The following is a 17,453-nucleotide window of genomic DNA, read 5'->3' as shown; positions in this document are numbered from 1 at the left end:
ACCCGGTAGCCAAACAAGGAAGAGTCAAAAGGTAAAAACTGTATCATGTCATGTTTGCTGGGCTACTACATACAGGGGACGCTTTTTAACCCCTTCGAATATTTTTCCCACGTACAAACCAACCATTCCGACCGTCATCAGGATGATTCCCGACAAGATCCAGATAGAAACGATGAGGCTGGCATATCCCGGTACCACAATGCTTCCCGAGAAATACCGAACCAGGGTGAGCAGGGCAAAGATAAACCCGATGGAGGCAATTACAAAACCCAATTTTACCGTAAATCGCAAGGGTTTATCCGAAAAAGCCAGCAAAGCATTTACGGCGAGACGAACCTTTGACTGGAAAACATAGTTCGATTTCCCAGCGGAGGATTGCCCGTGTTCCACATCAAAGGTACCCTGCCGAAAGCCGATCCATTGAACCATCGCGGGGAAATACCGGATTGATTCCCGCATTTGCACCAATTCTTGAACCACCTTTTTGTGGTAAATACCAAAATTACCGACCGCCGGATCCTGAGGAAAACCACTCATGTAACGAAAAATTCGATGGAACAGGGCCGATAATAACTTTTTATGCCAGCTATCTGTCCTGCCGACCCGTCTCCCCCATACCACCTCGTACCCGTACTGCGCCTTGCTCAACAAATGTGGAATTTCTTCCGGTAGATCCTGCAAATCGGCGTCCATCACCACCGTCCATTCTCCACCGGAGGCATCCAATCCTGCAGCAATGGCATGGTGTTGCCCAAAATTCCTACTCAGGCGAAATCCCCGAATCCAGTCATTGCTGACGGCGGCCTTTTGGATCAAATCCCAACTCCCGTCCGAACTGCCATCGTCTACCAGAATTAGTTCCACCTGCCGGCTTATCCCTTTGAGTACCTCTCCCAAACGCCGGATCAGCTCCTCCAGACTGGAGGCCGACTGATATACCGGTATCACTACCGACAGAAAAATATCCGTTTTTTCGTTCATGGGCTTTCTCTTTCAAATACCACCAATCCGGAATTCGCTTCCTCTGGCACGTAGTTTTTTACTTCCACCCGTAATTTTCGCTGAATCTTTTCTTCGGTTTTCTTAATCAAAAACGCCAGGTAATCCGAATTGATCGCTTCCCCTACCAACAGCAACTCAATGGTCCCGGAATCTTTGCCCATGGCATAGTCTCCCATTATGATGGCCTTTTTGACATTTCCCAAATTGTGGACCACCTGTTCAATCAAATGATCAAATCCCAGATATTTGCTAACGATGCTCCGGATTTCCTTGTACAAAGGATGCGATTCATTGGCCTGGTATCGCTTGGTCTTTCCGTGGTTGTGCCAATGCAACAAGCCCGCTTCGGAAAGCCGGTTCAACTCGATACGAACCGAATTAGTGGATTCGTTGAACTCGTCCGCAAGGCCACGCAGGTATCCCCGGTTTCCTGCGTTGGAGAAAAACTTTACCAGTAATTTAATCCTCGTTTTGGAGGTGATGAGGGAATCAAGCAAGGGAAAGAATAGCTGCTTTGCTAAACATTTAACGGTGTGAAAAACAATAAATTAGACATGAAATTCATTAAAGTAGCGACTGGTGAAACAAGCTCGGAAATCCCTACACAGCTTCGCCAGGTGAGGCACAGTCTAAGAGTAACAAAATTACTCGACGAAGGGGAAAATGCAACTATTACGCATTTTAATTTACATTTAATGACTTTTCATATATATTCCACGCAGGTCCTTATCCGACATGTACCTGCGGTTTTCGCGAACTTCGCTTCTCCTACCGTGCTTTTGCAAGCGTCAGAGGAAAAACGCGCAGAGGGGGTATACCCAAGCCTGGATCCTAGCGTAAGAGAAGGGTTCAATCAACCAGTATCCACCGTTGGAAAAATCCAGCTAAAAAGCTATTGCTGCTTTTTGGAGAAGCAAATAGGACTTGCCGGAAGGCCGGGACCGTAGCGAAAAATCAGTGCCCTTTCAAAGCTTCCGCAGGTGAAAACCTCCGTCCACATTGATCACTTCGCCGGTGGAGTAGGGCAAAAATCCCTGAACGAGCGCCGAAACGGCTTTTGCCACATCGGCTGGAGTGCCCCACCTGGAAATAGGCAGACCTCCTTCCCCGATAAACCGGTTGTATTTTTCCCTGACAGCTGAAGTCATATCGGTTTGAATGATTCCTGGGCGTATTTCGTAGACCGCTATGCCATGCGGCGCCAGTCGGTGCGCAAAGAGCTGCGTCATCATGCTTACTCCTGATTTTGACAGACAATAGGGTGCCATGTGGACCGAAGCCGCATAGGAAGTCAGCGAGGCAATGTTGATAACGATTGGATTTCGATCAGGGAAGGCCTCCTTTTGCCTGATCATCCACCCAGCGATTTTCTGTGTAAGAAAAAACGGACCCCGTAAATTGGTGTCCATCACCCGATCGTATGCTTCCGCCTCTACTTCCAATAGATCTTTTCGTTCCTGAACGTTGATACCGGCATTATTTACGAGTACGTCTAGTCTGCCGACACGGGTACCAATGGTCTGCACCAAATCTTCTCGTTGGGCAGCATCACGAATGTCGCACCGAATGAACTCCGCTTCTGCTCCGAGCGCTTTGCATGCCTGCAGCGTTTCGTTCGCTTCGGTCGATAGGTCTGCAAGAAAAAGGTAAAAACCCTCCCCTGCCAAAATTCGGGCGATTTCCTGCCCAATCCCCCTGGCCGCACCGGTAACCAGTGCTGTTTTTCGGTCCGTATTCATGCGTCAAAAATAGACATTTCAACGCATGCCGGCGGCAAAAATTAGAAAAAATGACGGTACAGGAGCACCTTGCTGCACCTGCAACTGCGGGAAAACTACGGGAGCATTGAAAAATACAAAAGTACCTTCTATCTTTAAGGCTATCTTTTACAATAAACCAATCATTATGGAAAAAATACAAGTAGCGGTAGTTGGTACCGGATTCATTGGCCCTGCGCACATCGAAGCGCTGAGAAGAAACCCCAATATTGAAGTTGCCGCGCTTTGTGAGGTAAACGAGGAATTGGCGCGAACCAAAGCCGCCCAACTGGGCATTGAAAAAGCAATGGTATTTGAAGAGATGCTTCGGGATCCATCCATTTCCGCCGTGCATATTTGTACCCCAAACTTTCTGCATTACGCGCAGTCCAAGGCCGTACTGGAGGCGGGGAAACATGTAATCTGCGAAAAGCCACTGGCGACCAAAATCGAAGAAGCCGAAGAACTGGTGGCGCTGGCTAAAAAAACGGGACTGGTGAATGCCGTCCATTTTAACCTGCGCTATTATCCCATGGTACGGCAAATGAAAACCATGCGAGAAAACGGGGAACTTGGAGACATCTACTCGATCATGGGTTCTTACCTGCAAGACTGGCTATTTCTACAAACAGACTACAATTGGCGGCTGGAACCCGACAAATCGGGTGACTCCCGGGCCATCGCAGATATCGGTTCTCACTTACTCGACCTGACCGAATACGTCACCGGGTTGAAAGTAACGGAGGTAATGGCCGACTTTTCTACGGTACACAAAACCCGACTGAAGCCCCTGAAAGCCATTGAAACCTATAGCGGAAAAATGCTTCAGGAATCGGATTACGAAGAGGTTCCCATCAACACCGAAGACCACGCCACCGTGATGTTACGTTTTGACAACGGCAACAAGGGATCGGTCACCGTCAGCCAGGTAAATGCCGGGCGCAAAAACCGGCTTACTATCGAAATAGCGGGTTCTAAATCCAACTTCGAATGGTGTAGCGAAAAACCGAACGAACTCTGGATCGGGAAACGGGAAACCGCAAACCAACACCTGATGAAAGACCCCTCGCTGTTTAGCCCTGAGGCTGCTAAATTGATCGGCTTTCCGGGAGGCCATAACGAGGGATTTCCTGATACGTCCAAGCAAATGTTTAAAGAGGTCTATGCCGCCATTAGCGAAGGCAAACAACCTGAAAACCCCAGCTTCCCGACGTTTGAAGACGGATACCGGGAACTACTGATTTGCGAACGCATCATTGAAAGTCATAAAAAACAGGCCTGGGTGAAAATTTAAGGGAGAAAATACTAACCATCCCCTGCCAATTACCGTTACGTTATCCAAATTCTAACCAAAAATTTATAGTCAAAATGAAAACATCAACCTTAAAATTTTATGGTCTCACGGCAGTACTCATGCTGTCCATGGTCTTTTTTGCCAAGGCCCAGGAACGAGCCAGCCCGCCAAAAACGGCGGAAGGTACCATCAATGGCGCCAAAATAACAGTAAACTACAGTAGTCCCTCCGTCAAAGGAAGGCAGATATTTGGTGGCTTGGTGCCGCTGGGCAAAGTCTGGCGAGCCGGCGCGAACGAAGCGACCCTTTTTGAAACCAGCAAGGACATACAAATAGAGGGAAAAACACTGCCCGCCGGCAAGTACAGTTTTTTCATCATCCCGGATGAGTACAGCAGTACTTTTATTTTCAACAAACAAACCGGCCAATGGGGTACTCAATACGACGAAAGTCAGGACGCCCTTCGGGTACAAGTACCTTCCGGACAAACCCAAACCCTAACTGAAAGTCTCGTTTACGATATTGTTTCTGACGGGATGGAAGTGAAATGGGAATACGGACGTGCCAAAGCATCGATAAAATAAGCGCGCTCTCCTACAGCCGGTACTATCGGAAATACCGGCTGTAGGTTATTTTTAGCCCAAAATCTCCTTCTTTCCTTATCTTGAATTCACTCCCTTCCTTACCCATACTGGAAGTCATTCCGCAGCTGAAAGCTCTGCTGTTCGAGAAACCCTTCTTGCTGCTACACGCCCCTCCTGGTGCCGGAAAAAGTACCCTCCTTCCCCTCACGCTACTGGAAGAAACCTGGCTGGCTGGTAAAAAGATCTTACTTCTGGAGCCTAGGAAGCTCGCTGCAAAAAGTGTGGCGCAACGAATGGCACAACTCCTTGGCGAGCCCTTGGGTGAGCGGGTTGGCTACCGTGTTCGATTCGATACTTGTGTGGGGAAAAACACCCGCATCGAGGTCGTGACAGAAGGAATCCTTACCCGGATGATGCAAGCAGACAATTCCCTGTCCGATACCGGACTGGTAATTTTCGACGAATTTCATGAACGAAGCATTCACGCCGATTTGGGGCTAGCCCTATGCCGGGAGGTGCGGCAGGTACTCCGCCCAGACCTGAGAACTGTTGGTGATGTCGGCCACCCTGGATAGCCGCAAGCTGGCCGAAACGCTTCAGATTCCTTTACTAGAAAGCGTGGGAAGGCAGTATCCTGTGGACCTGCGTTACTGCGAAGGGACAGACCTGTATGCGCTGCCCTCCGCCATAAGTTCGGTGATTGGCGACGCTCTCGCTGGTGGAGACGGGGATATCCTGGCCTTTCTGCCAGGACAGGGAGAAATTAAAAAAACAGAAAAAATACTTCGGACGCGGTACCCGGACCTGGCAATTCTCCCTCTCTATGGGCAGCTACCGTTCGGCCGGCAGCAAGCAGTACTCCTTCCTCATCCGGAAGGAAAACGGAAAATAGTACTTGCCACCGCCATCGCCGAGACCAGTCTTACCATCGAAGGAATTCGCACGGTGGTGGACGGAGGCTTTATGCGTAGTTCCCGGTACAATCCGAATTCCGGACTCAATCGGCTGGAAACCCTACCCGTCACCCAAGATACCGCCACTCAACGAGCCGGTAGAGCAGGGCGATTGGGACCAGGCAGTTGTTACCGCTTATGGACCCGGGCCACCCAGGATAAGTTGCTTCCTTTCCGAGAACCAGAAATTTTGCAGACCGACCTTGCTTCCCTGGTCCTGGAATTGCATAAATGGGGGATTTCAGACCACCGGGAGCTGGACTGGATCACCCCTCCCCCTCAAGGACATTGGGAGGAAGCGGTCAGTACCCTGGAGCACCTGGGCGCTTTGGATTCCGGAAAAATCACACCGCACGGAAAAGCCATCCACGCTTTTCCCTGCCACCCCAGAATCGCTCACCTTCTGGTGTTCAGCCAGGAACTCAAACTAGCCGGTCTTGCCACCGACCTTGCAGCGGTATTGGAAGAAAAAGACCCCTTGCCGCCAGATAAGGGCCTGGATATCAACCTGCGTATCGAGGGCTTGCGACGCTTTCGACAAAGCAACGGGAAAAAGCAAGAATTCCGGAAAATTGAAAAAGCCGCACAGTCGTTCCGACAATTAATCGGCATTGAGCCTGTAAACGGGCCGGTAGATCCCTACCAAACGGGATTACTGCTTGCTCAGGCATTTCCAGAGAGAATCGCATTTGCAAAACCTGGAAATCCCGGCCTTTTCCAACTAGCCAATGGGAAAATGGCGCGTATGGAGCGCAGGGACGAACTGTCCCGGGAAAGCTGGTTGGCCATCGCTCAGGTGAACGAACGGGACCGTACAGGTAAAATATTTCTGGCATCTCCCCTCTCACCCACTGACCTGAGACCGATGGTCAAGGTGCGCCCCAAAATCTACTGGGATTCGCAGGAAGAGGCCGTGCAGGCAGTAGAAGAGTGGAAAATTGGCCAGATTCTGTTGCAAAAGAAGCCCATCCACTCTCCGGATCCCGAGGCCATTTGGCAAGCGCTACTGGAAGCCCTCTGCCAGTCGGGAGAGAAATGGTTGCCTTTTGACGAGACCGTTGTCCAATGGCAAAACCGTATCCTCAGCCTGCGGGCCTGGAACCCGGATGCCGGTTGGCCAGACGTGCGAACCGATTTACTCCTGGCCCGGATAGAAACCTGGCTGGGGCCTTACCTGCATGGGTTGCGTACCGCGAGTGACCTGAAAAAATTGCGCCTATTGGAAATACTCCAACAAAGCCTTAGCTATTCCCAGCAATCGGAAGCGGATAAACGGGCACCCGAACGGATCCAATTGCCAAGCGGGTCCTGGGTACGTATCCGTTATTTTTCCTCCGGGGAGCCCCCGGTATTGGCTGCCCGTTTGCAGGAGCTTTTTGGTTGGAAACGCACGCCTCGAATCAATGGAGGCAGCGTACCCCTACTGCTGCACCTCTTGTCTCCGGGCTACAAACCGGTCCAGGTTACCCAAGACCTGGAAAATTTCTGGAACCATACCTACCACGAAGTGAAAAAGGAATTAAAACGCAGGTATCCCAAGCACTTATGGCCTGAAAATCCCTGGGAAGCGGAGGCCATTACCGGAGTACCCCGAAGGAAATAGGGCTTCCCGTATATACACCGGAATCGGGTACTGAATTTTACCAAAACCCTCAAGTTTCTTCGCGAAATCCGCCTGCATTCGGTGCCAGGGCTGTTGTACAAAAGGCATGGGAAACAAAAAGGCACCGAAACGGTGCCTTTTTTTATCGGTTACAATCGATACCCTGGTCTGTAGGCCCGGTGCATGTGTTTTTCTGCCTCGGGATCGTTTACAAACTGTTCGGTATCCGGATCCCAATTCAGCGGCCGTCCAAGTTCATAGGCGATGTTGCCCAACGTACAGGTAACGCAGGTGCTGTGGCCAATTTCCACCGATGCGATGGGATCCTTTCTTCGCCTCACCGACTCGATAAAATCGATGTAATGATCTTTTGATCCACCTCCCTGTAGGCTTTCTCCTTCCTCTAGTACCGGATAGAGGGAAGGATCCGATGCCTCGTAGTGCGATCGGGAAACTTCGATCCAGCCATCTTTGCCAAAGAACTTGCAGCCTCTGGTTTCTTTCTTATCGAAAGGCTGCTCGGTCACGGTTATTCCGTTGGGGTACGTAAACGTCAGGTATTTCGTGTCCTGGTACCCTGCCGGGACGATGGAAACCGGGCCTTTTCGGTCCATTCCGATAGCCCATTGGGCGATATCAAACATGTGGGCACCCCAATCTGTGGTGAGTCCTCCTCCGGTTTCCTTGTACCAGCGCCATGCTGCCCACATTTTTTCGTTTTCCGGTGGGTCCAGCGAAATCGGTGGATTCAACTCGTGGTTGTAGTGGATGGGTGCTTTGAGCGGCCCTAGCCAAAGGTCCCAGTTCAAGTCTGCCGGCACTTCCTCTTTCGGAAGATCAAATGGCTTCGGCGGACCACCCACGCAGGCGTATACCTTACTTACCGGCCCAATTCTCCCTTTGTGCACCATTTTAACGGCATGCTGAAAATTAGCAAAGGAGCGCTGCATGCAACCCGTCGCCAATACAATGTTATTGGACCGGACCGCTTTGACCAATTCCTGTCCCTCTCGAATGGTATACGTTAGGGGCTTCTCCAGGTAAATATCTTTGCCCGCTTTGCATGCATCAATAGAAATCAGGGCATGCCAATGATCTGGCGTAGCGATGACCACGGCATCTATGTCTTTCCTGGCCAACAAATCGTGGTAATTCTCATAGACAGCAACGTCTACTTCCCGGTTCTGCTCCTGGTAATACGCCTTGGTCCGGTTTAGGAACCGTTGGCGTTTCGCTCCGTAAACGTCACATCCGGCAATAACATCGATTCCAGGTAAGGTAATGAAGTTGCTTAACAGCCCGTTTGCCTGGCGCCCGAGTCCGATAAAGCCCAGTCGCAGTGTGTCCACTGCCGCATTCCCCACCGAAAACTCCAGCGCACCGGCCTTCCCAGCTAGCGGCTCGGTGCCGTAGGAGGTCTGATGCAAGATTCCAATGCCTGCCGCTCCGAGCAGACCCGCTCCCATAAATTTTCTTCGGGAAAGTAGGTTCTTTTTTTTCTTGTTCATGATAGGCGATTTATTATTGCTTGTGATTCAATTTGAATGTAAACGTTTCCCTGTACGGTACAGAATGCCGGGAGCTCCGTAGCCGTACCGTGCATGCTGCCCAGACCCGCAGACATGTTGGAACACCATTTTTGGCGGGCAGTCCGGCGCGGTACAGACAACTCCCGATGTACAGGCAATTCAGTGTCGGTTCTCGAGCTTTCGCAAGCAGCCAGCTCCTGCGCAAAGGTTCGCTGCAACGACTCTCTAACCTGTACAATCCATGACCTGAATCTGACAGTAGGTCCGATAAAATGCTGACCAAAGTAACAACCACAAAAGGAAGTATTGGTTCGAGGCCCACCGCTACCGAAAAAAGAGCAAAGCAGAAGCGCTTTCCACTGGAAGGAAACTTTTTGGGATTTTCCGGCCTGAATATACTTGATCCAGGCTTTGGATATTGCCGTTAAACCACATGGGTATTTTTTGTCACCCCCATTCGATCGATCGTGTTCCCCAAAGAAAATACACCCGCTATCCGTGTCAAAAATGGTGAATACACACGGTTTGGACCGGCTGCTGGATACAAAATCAGCGCGTTCATTCGGTAGGCACATTTTTTTCTTCGAGAAAAACAGGTCGTACGTATTCGCTGAGTTTGGGGTGTTCAGAGTAAGCATCCGTATAAAGGTGTGCGTGAAGCAGGTACAAATAACAAAAAAAATATCAAACGAGCAGCCTACTGACCAAACAAAATCACGCTGCTTGCTCTGGTTCCGAAATCCTCTCTATCCATTCATCGAATGCTTTTTCACGTACAGCTTCCCAGGAACCTCGTATTTTTTGATCCGCATCTCCTGCCCCAAATGCATCAAATAGAACCTAGCCAGGGACCGTGCAAGGGTTGGACCCCAAGGTAGGAGGGAGCTCAACGGCACTCCATCCCCGGCTTTGAAGCGAATTAGCGCGCTAAAATCGGGATCAACCGGATGAAAAAGCTCCTCTCTGTTGGGAAAAAATCCAGTCACGACCTTTCGCCTTTCGTTGGGGTACCAGGCGTCTTGAGCGGATGGTAAAGACCGGCACGCGGCACGTTCTCCGGCCCTACATCGCTCCCTCCCAGGATGGGGGTACGCTGGGGACATTACGAACGGCCATCAAAACCACGCGAATGAACCACCGTCTTTTTCGAGAATCGTCTCCAACCAAACGTACTCCTGCCACGGTACCTTCTACCGGGAGAATAGTTGGTTTATTGCAGGTTACAGCAAAACTGACACGTCAGGTTCGCATCGATCATTTACCGATCGGAAAATGCAGCCAATGCGTCCAAACCAAGGCAAGAGGCATCAATTCTCAAAAGCAAATAGCCAGGCATCGCATGAAATACAAAAATAATACAACAAAATACTATTTTATATTTACAAAAAAAAACCCATAAAAACAACCAATTTTTATTAATTTTTGTAATTAAATTTTACTAATTTTGAAATACTAATCAATCATTCGGAACCCTTTAGGGAATCGGGGTTCCAAACGCTTCGGACGCGAGAAAAAAAGGCCTGATTTATAAATGATCGGAAATTATGGAAACCTACATCTTACTATCGGTGATACTTGCATTGAGTTTGGGTCTTTTGTACATCGTCATGGCGGTTCGCTCCGCAGCAGATGATCCCGAGACCTTCGACCATTTTCGTCAAGATGTGAAATTCCGCAAGCCGGCCAACTGGAAGGTAGGTAAGATGCCCGAAACCTTCGGAAAAAAAAAACCTTCAGGAAATTCTTCGGACAGACTTCAAGCTTGACTTTAGGCAACTGAGTCAAAACTAAGCACGCGCTGTAGATCCTTGATCTAAAAAGATTCGCCAATAAAGAAATAGAACCCGGACCCTTCTCCTGTAAAGGCATAATCCAAACGGGTATAGATATCTTTTTTTGGGAATAATAAAAATCGCAAGCCCCCGCCAGCGGACCATACCATTCGTTTCCAATCAAAGGCGCCGATTTCCGGAAAAACCTGCCCGGCACCGGCAAATAAGGCCCCGCCGATGCGATCGGTAAAGCCCAAAGCAAAAGGCAAAAACCGCATTTCTATCTGTCCTGCCACTTGATTTCGATCCCGGTACCTACCGGTGTAGTAACCCCTCATCAGGCTCTCCCCTCCCATTAACGAAAGCTGGTTGAAGGGCACGGTCCCGGACTGAAACTGACCAAATAGCTGCGCAGCCAACACGTTGTTTTTACCCATGGGCCTGTAAATCCGGTTATCTGACAGAATACTTGTAAAATTGAATTCACTTTCCCAGAAGGGATTGTAACGCATGATCGCCAATTCGGAGAAAAGTCCGTTCCGCACGTTCAATACATTGTGTCGTTCATCGTAAACCAACCCCAGTCCCAGCCCTACATTGGAACTACCCCTAAATCCTGCGGGAAGCACCAGTTCATCTCCTTCTCCGGAAGGGATAAATTCTACCTGCTGCATGCGTTGCCAGTCTACTTCCAGACCGAAAAATAAATTGTCCCGAACTTTTCGAAGCACGCGTTCTTTCACCCATACCTGATTGGCATCTACCCTGGCCAAAAAATCCGGAGGACTATCGTTACCTATACCGTAATACAACAGTGGAAAACTTTGCAGACGTATCCTACCCAGTAAAAACCACCGATCCCCCGGTCCGTAATTGGCGTGGTCCAACCATAACCCATATTGATTTTCCAGGGTAAAGAAAGTAAACGCATTGATTTCGCTCAGGCGATGGGTGGTGTCCCGGTTTGCATAGTATACGTACAAAGCGCTAAACCCGATTTCCCAACTCGTTTCCGGAGCATAAGCCAACGTGGGATAGAGTAGAAATTGCGGCCTTGAAATGTCGCTGGTATCGTTCAAAAAAGAATTAATGTACCGTTTAAGAAAGCTCTGAGCCCCAGCGGTACGTACCGTCAACAAGATTCCCAGCAAAAAAACCAATACCCAACACTTATTTTTCATGGCAGTAGCATGTTCATAATAAAAAAACAGATCTCCCCCGTTTTCCCTACTCTTCAGAAATCAATTTTTTCAACCGCTCTGTCAACGTTTCATGTGGGGGTAGTTGAATTAAAAAAATTTCTTCCAAGAGTTGTTTTAACTCCTGGTGACGCGTTATGGTTCGTTTTTGGCTTTCCTCGTTCTTTCGGTGAATGGTAAAACGCTCGTTGTAAAGTGCGTACCTTCCCCAGGGCATGCAGCGGGCAGCCATCAAATCCTTTACAAAAAGCGAAGAAGGATGGGTACACAGGTACCAGCTAACGACCTGGTAATCCGGCAATAACTGAGGTTCCAAGCCAAACCGGTACATCAGCTTCCACTCCTCTTTTATCCAAATTTCTACGTAATAAAAGTCTGCTTCCTTGAAAATTCGATACCGTTCGATGGGTGTTTCCTGCGGTTCGGGATGATCCAGGGATAGTGGAGCCGTAAAAGATGCTCCGCCAAACCCCACATCTGCAATGTATTTTCTACCGTCCACCTGTACCAGTAAGAGCATATGATCTCTGGGTTTGATTTCTCCCTCCGGTACTTCCCAGAAAACACGGGCAGACAAGCCCTTCACCAAAAAACCCATGGTCCTCAATACTTCTCCAAAAAGCAGGTTCTGTTCAAAGCAATAGCCTCCCCGTCCCTCCAACACCAACTTTTGCACCAAACCCGGCAAGGACAAGTCAACCGGAATTCCCAAAAAGGAATTGATATTCTCGAAGGGAATGGCCTGTGGGTGCAGGTAATGCAATTCCCGCAGAACTTCCAGGGTTGGTTCCCGGTCTCCCCCGTACCCAATCCGATTAAAATAGGCTTGCAGGGATTTTTCATCAAGCCTGCCCTGGAAAAGCTCTAAGCTTTTTGTCCCATCCGACATCTGTAGTTTTAACTTTGGTTGAATTAAATTTACTCTTTCCTATCCATTAGAAATAATTTGTAGTAAAAAAATATTTGATCGACCAGATTATCCGGGAAAAAACGCCCAAAAAAACGGTGATTGAACTGGGATTGCCGACCATTTAATGTATCTTAAAAGGCCTATTTCCTACAGCAGGCAAACCGATTCGAAAGAGATTATCTGGCAACTGTTTCCCAATTGCGCATGAAAAAAAAGCTTAACCCATCCCGAAGAAAATTTTTGCGAAATACCGGACTCGCCGCCGGATATTTTAGTCTTTCCTCCCCCCTGACCGGGCAAATACTACCGAACAAAGATCCTTCCACCCATTACACCGGTACCGACCAAGCCCCAAATCGGGTGAAAGCGGCCTTTGCAGAAGGGGACATCTCTCCCGAACTGGGGATGGAACAACCAGGAAATTACGGCAAGCAATACCATCGATCGTTTCACGACCCCTGTAAAGTTCGTATCGCTGCTTTTCAATCCGGGCAAAACAAGGTGCTGATCGTTTCCCTGGATGCCCTGGCAGTCTATCGACCCTGGGTGGATGAAGTAAAACGGAGCATTCAGGAAAAGGGAGGCATTGACGCTGAAAAAATCCTGGTGTCGGCTTCCCACTCCCATTCCTCCGGTCCTACGGCGATGGTGCAGCCAGGTCAATACGATCGATCTGATGCCTTCATTCAGCAGCTTGCCTACAGCCAATCTTCCTGTGCAGACCCTACCTACCTCAAGCAGGTGAAGGACATTACGCTAACCACCGCCCTGCGGGCCCTTGAAAACCTTAGGGACGCGAGCCTGGGGATCGGTAGTGGCCGAGAGGAAAAAGTGGCTTTCAACAGACGCTTCCGGATGAAAAACGGCAGAACCTTTACCCACCCGGGACAGCTGAATCCGGATATAGTGGATGTCGCTGGCCCGATTGATCCTGAAGTTGGCGTCATTGGCAGCTGGGATGCCGAGGGGAAATGCATGGGATGCCTGGTCAACTACGCCTGTCATACCACTACCAACCCTGGAGGTATTTCCGCAAATTGGGTGTACTACATGGAACAAACCATCCGGGGAGCCTTCGGTTCGGATTGCGTGGTGGTGTTTTTGCAGGGAGCAAGTGGTGACGTTACCCAGGTAAACAATCGAAATCCAAACGTGAACCCTTCCGGAGAAGAATGGGCTCGGCTGGTGGGTGCCAGCGTGGGAGCAGAGGTAGTCAAAACCTTACTGCTGCTGCCTAGGGCCAGCCATGTGAAGATCGAAAGCAAGCAGCTAATTTTACCCCTGAAACGCCGGGTACCGACCGAAGCAGGGGTTCGGGAATCCTTGCAACTGGCCCAACAGTCACCGGAGCAGGTAGGCAAAACGAATTGGATATTTGCCAAGGAGACCCTGCTGCTTGACAGCTGGGGCAGACAAAACCCCGTCCATGAGGTGCCATTACAGGTAATCCAACTTGGTCCGGCGGTATTAGCCGCCAACCCTGCTGAGTTTTTCTGCGAGCTGGGGCTACAAATCAAATCGGAAAGCCCCTTCCCAAGTACCTTTCCCGTGACCATGGCCAACGACTGCGTGGGCTACGTACCTACCCGGGAGGCATTTGGTCCGCAAGGCGGCGGCTACGAAACGCGTCTTACCTCTTACAGCAATCTGGAAATTGATGCCGGGCCCAAAATAGTCGCAGCCAGTTTGGAATTGATCCGGCAACTAGCACCCGGTCCAATTCCAGAAGCACCAAGAGCACCAAACTTCCAGGGTCGACCCTGGGATTATGGAAACGTCCCACCGGAAAGGGGGCAGGTGCTGTGATCCATTTCTCCACTACGTCGATTTATGCCATGATTTTGCGTTCCCCTACCCCTTGCATCCACCTGCTTCTCACGGCCCTGTTGATTGTACAAATTGGCTGCAAAGAAAAACCGGACAATGAAGAAATTGTACCGGTAGCCGCGCAGCAAGATAATGCGGTCAACTCCTACCTATACAGCTACGCAGACTCGCTTCCCCTTAAAGCCGCTTTGGCGGCCTTCCAGCTGGAACCCGGATTGCAAATTGAACTGCTGGCCGCAGAGCCATTGGTAGCTGACCCTGCGGCTTTTGCCTTCGATGAAACCGGAGCATTGTTTGTGGCAGAGAATACCGGTTATCCAGATCCGGTAGATGGCGAGGGAAAAGAAACCGAGGGAAAAATCGCCCGGTTGGAAGACCGGGATGGAGATGGAAAATTTGATTACCGAACCGATTTCGTAACGGGCCTTAGCTATCCCAATGGCATTTTACCTTGGAAAGGCGGGGTATTTGTCACCTGTGCGCCCCATCTGTATTACTTCAAAGATACCAACGGTAATGGAAAGGCCGATATCCGGAAAATTGTCCTGACCGGATTCGACGATAGTAAAACGGCCCAGATACGGGTTAGTCATCCCAGCTTAGGCTTGGACGGATGGATCTATCTCACCTCTGGATTGACGGGAGGAGCGGTACAGGCACCTGATCGCCCGGACAGGAAACCGGTGGTTTTCACGGCCTCGGATAGTCGGTTTCACCCCGAAACCCTGGAATTTGAACTTACCGCGGGACGTAGTCAGTTTGGGTTGGCATTTGATGCATTCGGGAGACGCTTTGGAAGCAGCAACCGGCATCCGCTACAACACCTGGTATTGGAACCCTGGCACCTGGAACGAAATCCGCATCTCCCATTTTCCAACACCATTCAAAATGTTTCGCCGGTCGAATCGGAGGCCTTGGTTTTCCCCATCAGCCGGTCCGTGACCACCGCCGACTACATCCCCCGACTAATGGGCCGCTCCCACCAGGGTACCTTCACCTCAGCCTGTGGTACCTTGGTGTCTCAGGGGGGCGGATTGTCAGCCTCCCATGTAGGAAATGTCTTTATTTGCGAACCGGCCCAAAACCTGGTACAACGGCAGCGATTACAAAAAAAAGGAGCCAGTTTTGAATCCGAACGGGTACACGAAGGATGGGAATTTTTGGCTTCATCCGATACCTGGTTCAATCCGGTATTTTTGGGCCACGGACCCAACGGAGCCTTGTATCTGGCCGACATGTACCGAAAAACCATCGATCACCCCGCCTACGTACCCGAAGAAACCCGTCCGATGCTGGACTTTAGCAGTGGTAAACACAAAGGAAGGATCTACCGTATCCGCAACAACGAACCGGAAACCTCGGTCAATTCCTTTGTCTTTCCGAAAAAGGATCCGGTGAGCCTTTCGGAAACATTGGAAGCCCTGGAAGACGAGGATGCCTGGTCGAGGGAAACTGCCTTCCGCTTGCTGCTCGAAGCCAGGCCAACCGAAAGCGTTTCTGCGCTACAAGAACTTGCTGCCAATGCTCCGCTTCCCGAAACCCGGGTTCGGGCACTTTGGTTGGTTTACCATATGAGCGGCATACGCCCGGAACTGCTTCATGCTGCCCTACAGGATCCCCATCCGGGAATCCGGGAACAGGCCTTGTGGTTGGCCCAATCAGAAAATCTCTTTTCCCAAGCGGAAGCGCAAATCTTTCAACGAGCGGAAGATACCGACCCCCGCGTCCGATTCGTGACGGCTTTGGTGCTAGGAGCGCGGGAGGAAGCTTCTAAATTAGCACCTCTGGCGCAAATTGCGCAACGGGATGCCGAAGATCCCTGGCTGCGGACAGCCGTGCTGGCTGGATTGAACAACCAAGCCCTGGAATTTCTTCAGGTACTCAGGAAAAGCATTGGCCCGCGCTCCTCGCCAGGATTGCGAGAACTTTTTTCCGATCTCGGAGAGCTTATCGGGACAAGTCTTCCCGTTGATACCTCCAAAAGCCTGATGACGTCCATCCGGGAAGAGGAGGCTACGCTCGAAGAAATTGCCCTTCTTGCCGGTCTTTGCGAAGGCCTGGAGGGAAATGACGCGCATTTCCAACACTTGGACCAATTGGGACTTACGGAAAATCGACTGGAGGCATGGAAGACCCAATTGACACAGCTGCTGCACGCAGCCTCAACGGAAGAAGGCGACCGTATCCGGGCCGTACGAATCTTGGGTTACTTTCCTCCAGACAAAACTGAAAGCTTACTTGGTAGTCTGCTCCGTCCAGAGCAACCTTTTGCTGTTCAATTGGAAACCGTGGCGGCACTGGCCCGACACAATCATTCCACGGCGGGGAAATTACTTACCCGGGGCGAGCAATGGAAGACCTTTACACCCCAAGTAAAAGCAGCCGTTATCCACCGGCTTATGTCCCAACCGGTACTGCTGGAGGAATTGATTCGGGCGCTGGAAACGGGAGCCATTCCACCTACAGACATTCCTTCAACGAGCCGGCAACGCTTAATGAAATCGACTAATCCGCGGGTGCAGGCAGCCGCCGTTTCCCTGTTTGATTTTCTGGAAGAAGGGGGAAGAATGGAGGTGTACAACCGCTACAAGGAAGTTTTGACATGGAAAGGTGATGGCCTCGCTGGAAAAGTCGTATTTCAAATACAATGTGCGATCTGCCACCGGCACTCCGGAGAAGGGGCCGAAGTGGGGCCGGATTTGACGGGCATTGGCAACCAGCCAGCGTCGGCCATCCTGTTGCATACCCTGGTACCCAATTACGAAATTTTGCCCGAATACCAGACCACTACCGTTGAAACCAACGATGGGCGACAGGTAAGTGGCCGGATACTATCCGAATCAGCCCATTCCATTCGTTTAAAAACGTCTTTCGGAACCGAAGAGACATTGCTTCGGTCACGGATCAAACGCATGGAGAGCCCGGGTACCTCCCTGATGCCAGACGGATTGGAACAAAACATGAGCCAGCAAGACCTTGCCGATTTATTGGCCTTCCTCAAAGGATCTTCCGCTCCCGGGTAA

Annotated in this window: 14 protein-coding genes; 8 read left to right on the top strand and 6 right to left on the bottom strand. The window is 50.3% G+C overall.

Going from position 1 to position 17,453, the window contains the following annotated elements:
* Positions 1 to 48: 48 nt before the first annotated feature.
* A complete protein-coding gene (locus tag ABWH99_RS10365; RefSeq protein ID WP_375586204.1) occupies positions 49 to 981 on the bottom strand; it encodes a glycosyltransferase family 2 protein in 933 nt (310 codons plus the stop codon).
* The gene (locus ABWH99_RS10360) at positions 978 to 1,499 is read right to left on the bottom strand and encodes an ArsR family transcriptional regulator (protein ID WP_375586203.1); all 522 of its coding nucleotides are present in this window, start codon (positions 1,497 to 1,499) and stop codon (positions 978 to 980) included. Before ABWH99_RS10360 ends, ABWH99_RS10365 begins: the two co-directional genes overlap by 4 nt.
* Positions 1,500 to 1,535: 36 nt before the next feature.
* Here ABWH99_RS10360 and ABWH99_RS10355 point away from each other — a divergent pair, with 36 nt between their 5' ends.
* On the top strand, positions 1,536 to 1,949 hold the full coding sequence (locus ABWH99_RS10355) for a hypothetical protein (RefSeq protein WP_375586202.1): 414 nt from the start codon (positions 1,536 to 1,538) through the stop codon (positions 1,947 to 1,949).
* A gap of 18 nt (positions 1,950 to 1,967) precedes the next feature.
* On the opposite strand, the gene ABWH99_RS10350 is transcribed toward ABWH99_RS10355, so the two are convergent.
* On the bottom strand, positions 1,968 to 2,741 hold the full coding sequence (locus ABWH99_RS10350; RefSeq protein WP_375586201.1) for a 3-ketoacyl-ACP reductase: 774 nt from the start codon (positions 2,739 to 2,741) through the stop codon (positions 1,968 to 1,970).
* Positions 2,742 to 2,907: 166 nt separating this feature from the next.
* On the opposite strand from ABWH99_RS10350, the gene ABWH99_RS10345 reads away from it, so the two are divergent.
* The 4 genes from ABWH99_RS10345 to hrpB all read left to right on the top strand — a co-directional run bounded on the left by ABWH99_RS10345 (position 2,908) and on the right by hrpB (position 7,193).
* On the top strand, positions 2,908 to 4,053 hold the full coding sequence (locus ABWH99_RS10345) for a Gfo/Idh/MocA family protein (RefSeq protein ID WP_375586200.1): 1,146 nt from the start codon (positions 2,908 to 2,910) through the stop codon (positions 4,051 to 4,053).
* A gap of 74 nt (positions 4,054 to 4,127) precedes the next feature.
* The gene (locus ABWH99_RS10340; protein ID WP_375586199.1) at positions 4,128 to 4,637 is read left to right on the top strand and encodes a DUF2911 domain-containing protein; all 510 of its coding nucleotides are present in this window, start codon (positions 4,128 to 4,130) and stop codon (positions 4,635 to 4,637) included.
* 80 nt (positions 4,638 to 4,717) lie between these two features.
* The gene (locus tag ABWH99_RS10335) at positions 4,718 to 5,212 is read left to right on the top strand and encodes a DEAD/DEAH box helicase (protein ID WP_375586198.1); all 495 of its coding nucleotides are present in this window, start codon (positions 4,718 to 4,720) and stop codon (positions 5,210 to 5,212) included.
* Complete coding sequence (hrpB, locus tag ABWH99_RS10330; RefSeq protein ID WP_375586197.1) at positions 5,193 to 7,193, top strand: ATP-dependent helicase HrpB; 2,001 nt, start codon at positions 5,193 to 5,195, stop codon at positions 7,191 to 7,193. The genes ABWH99_RS10335 and hrpB overlap by 20 nt, the downstream gene beginning before the upstream one ends.
* A gap of 149 nt (positions 7,194 to 7,342) precedes the next feature.
* On the opposite strand, the gene ABWH99_RS10325 is transcribed toward hrpB, so the two are convergent.
* Entirely contained in the window at positions 7,343 to 8,701 is a 1,359-nt protein-coding gene (locus ABWH99_RS10325; protein WP_375586196.1) for a Gfo/Idh/MocA family protein, read from the bottom strand.
* A 1,565-nt stretch (positions 8,702 to 10,266) separates the two neighbouring features.
* On the opposite strand from ABWH99_RS10325, the gene ABWH99_RS10320 reads away from it, so the two are divergent.
* Positions 10,267 to 10,488, top strand: coding sequence for a hypothetical protein (locus ABWH99_RS10320; RefSeq protein WP_375586195.1), 222 nt, complete (start codon positions 10,267 to 10,269; stop codon positions 10,486 to 10,488).
* A gap of 47 nt (positions 10,489 to 10,535) precedes the next feature.
* Here ABWH99_RS10320 and ABWH99_RS10315 read toward each other — a convergent pair whose 3' ends face one another.
* Complete coding sequence (locus ABWH99_RS10315; RefSeq protein ID WP_375586194.1) at positions 10,536 to 11,675, bottom strand: BamA/TamA family outer membrane protein; 1,140 nt, start codon at positions 11,673 to 11,675, stop codon at positions 10,536 to 10,538.
* 46 nt (positions 11,676 to 11,721) lie between these two features.
* Positions 11,722 to 12,582, bottom strand: coding sequence for an arylamine N-acetyltransferase (locus ABWH99_RS10310; RefSeq protein ID WP_375586193.1), 861 nt, complete (start codon positions 12,580 to 12,582; stop codon positions 11,722 to 11,724).
* Between the two features lie 225 nt (positions 12,583 to 12,807).
* On the opposite strand from ABWH99_RS10310, the gene ABWH99_RS10305 reads away from it, so the two are divergent.
* Positions 12,808 to 14,409, top strand: coding sequence for a hypothetical protein (locus ABWH99_RS10305; RefSeq protein WP_375586192.1), 1,602 nt, complete (start codon positions 12,808 to 12,810; stop codon positions 14,407 to 14,409).
* Positions 14,406 to 17,453 (top strand): PVC-type heme-binding CxxCH protein, encoded by a 3,048-nt coding sequence (locus tag ABWH99_RS10300; RefSeq protein ID WP_375586191.1) that lies wholly within the window; start codon positions 14,406 to 14,408, stop codon positions 17,451 to 17,453. Before ABWH99_RS10305 ends, ABWH99_RS10300 begins: the two co-directional genes overlap by 4 nt.

The organism is Cyclobacterium xiamenense (genome assembly GCF_042140265.1).
In the GTDB taxonomy this organism is placed as follows: Bacteria; Bacteroidota; Bacteroidia; order Cytophagales; family Cyclobacteriaceae; genus Cyclobacterium; species Cyclobacterium xiamenense_A.
The sequence above is the reverse complement of the archived record's forward strand: the minus strand, read 5'-3'. Positions and strand labels throughout refer to the sequence as shown.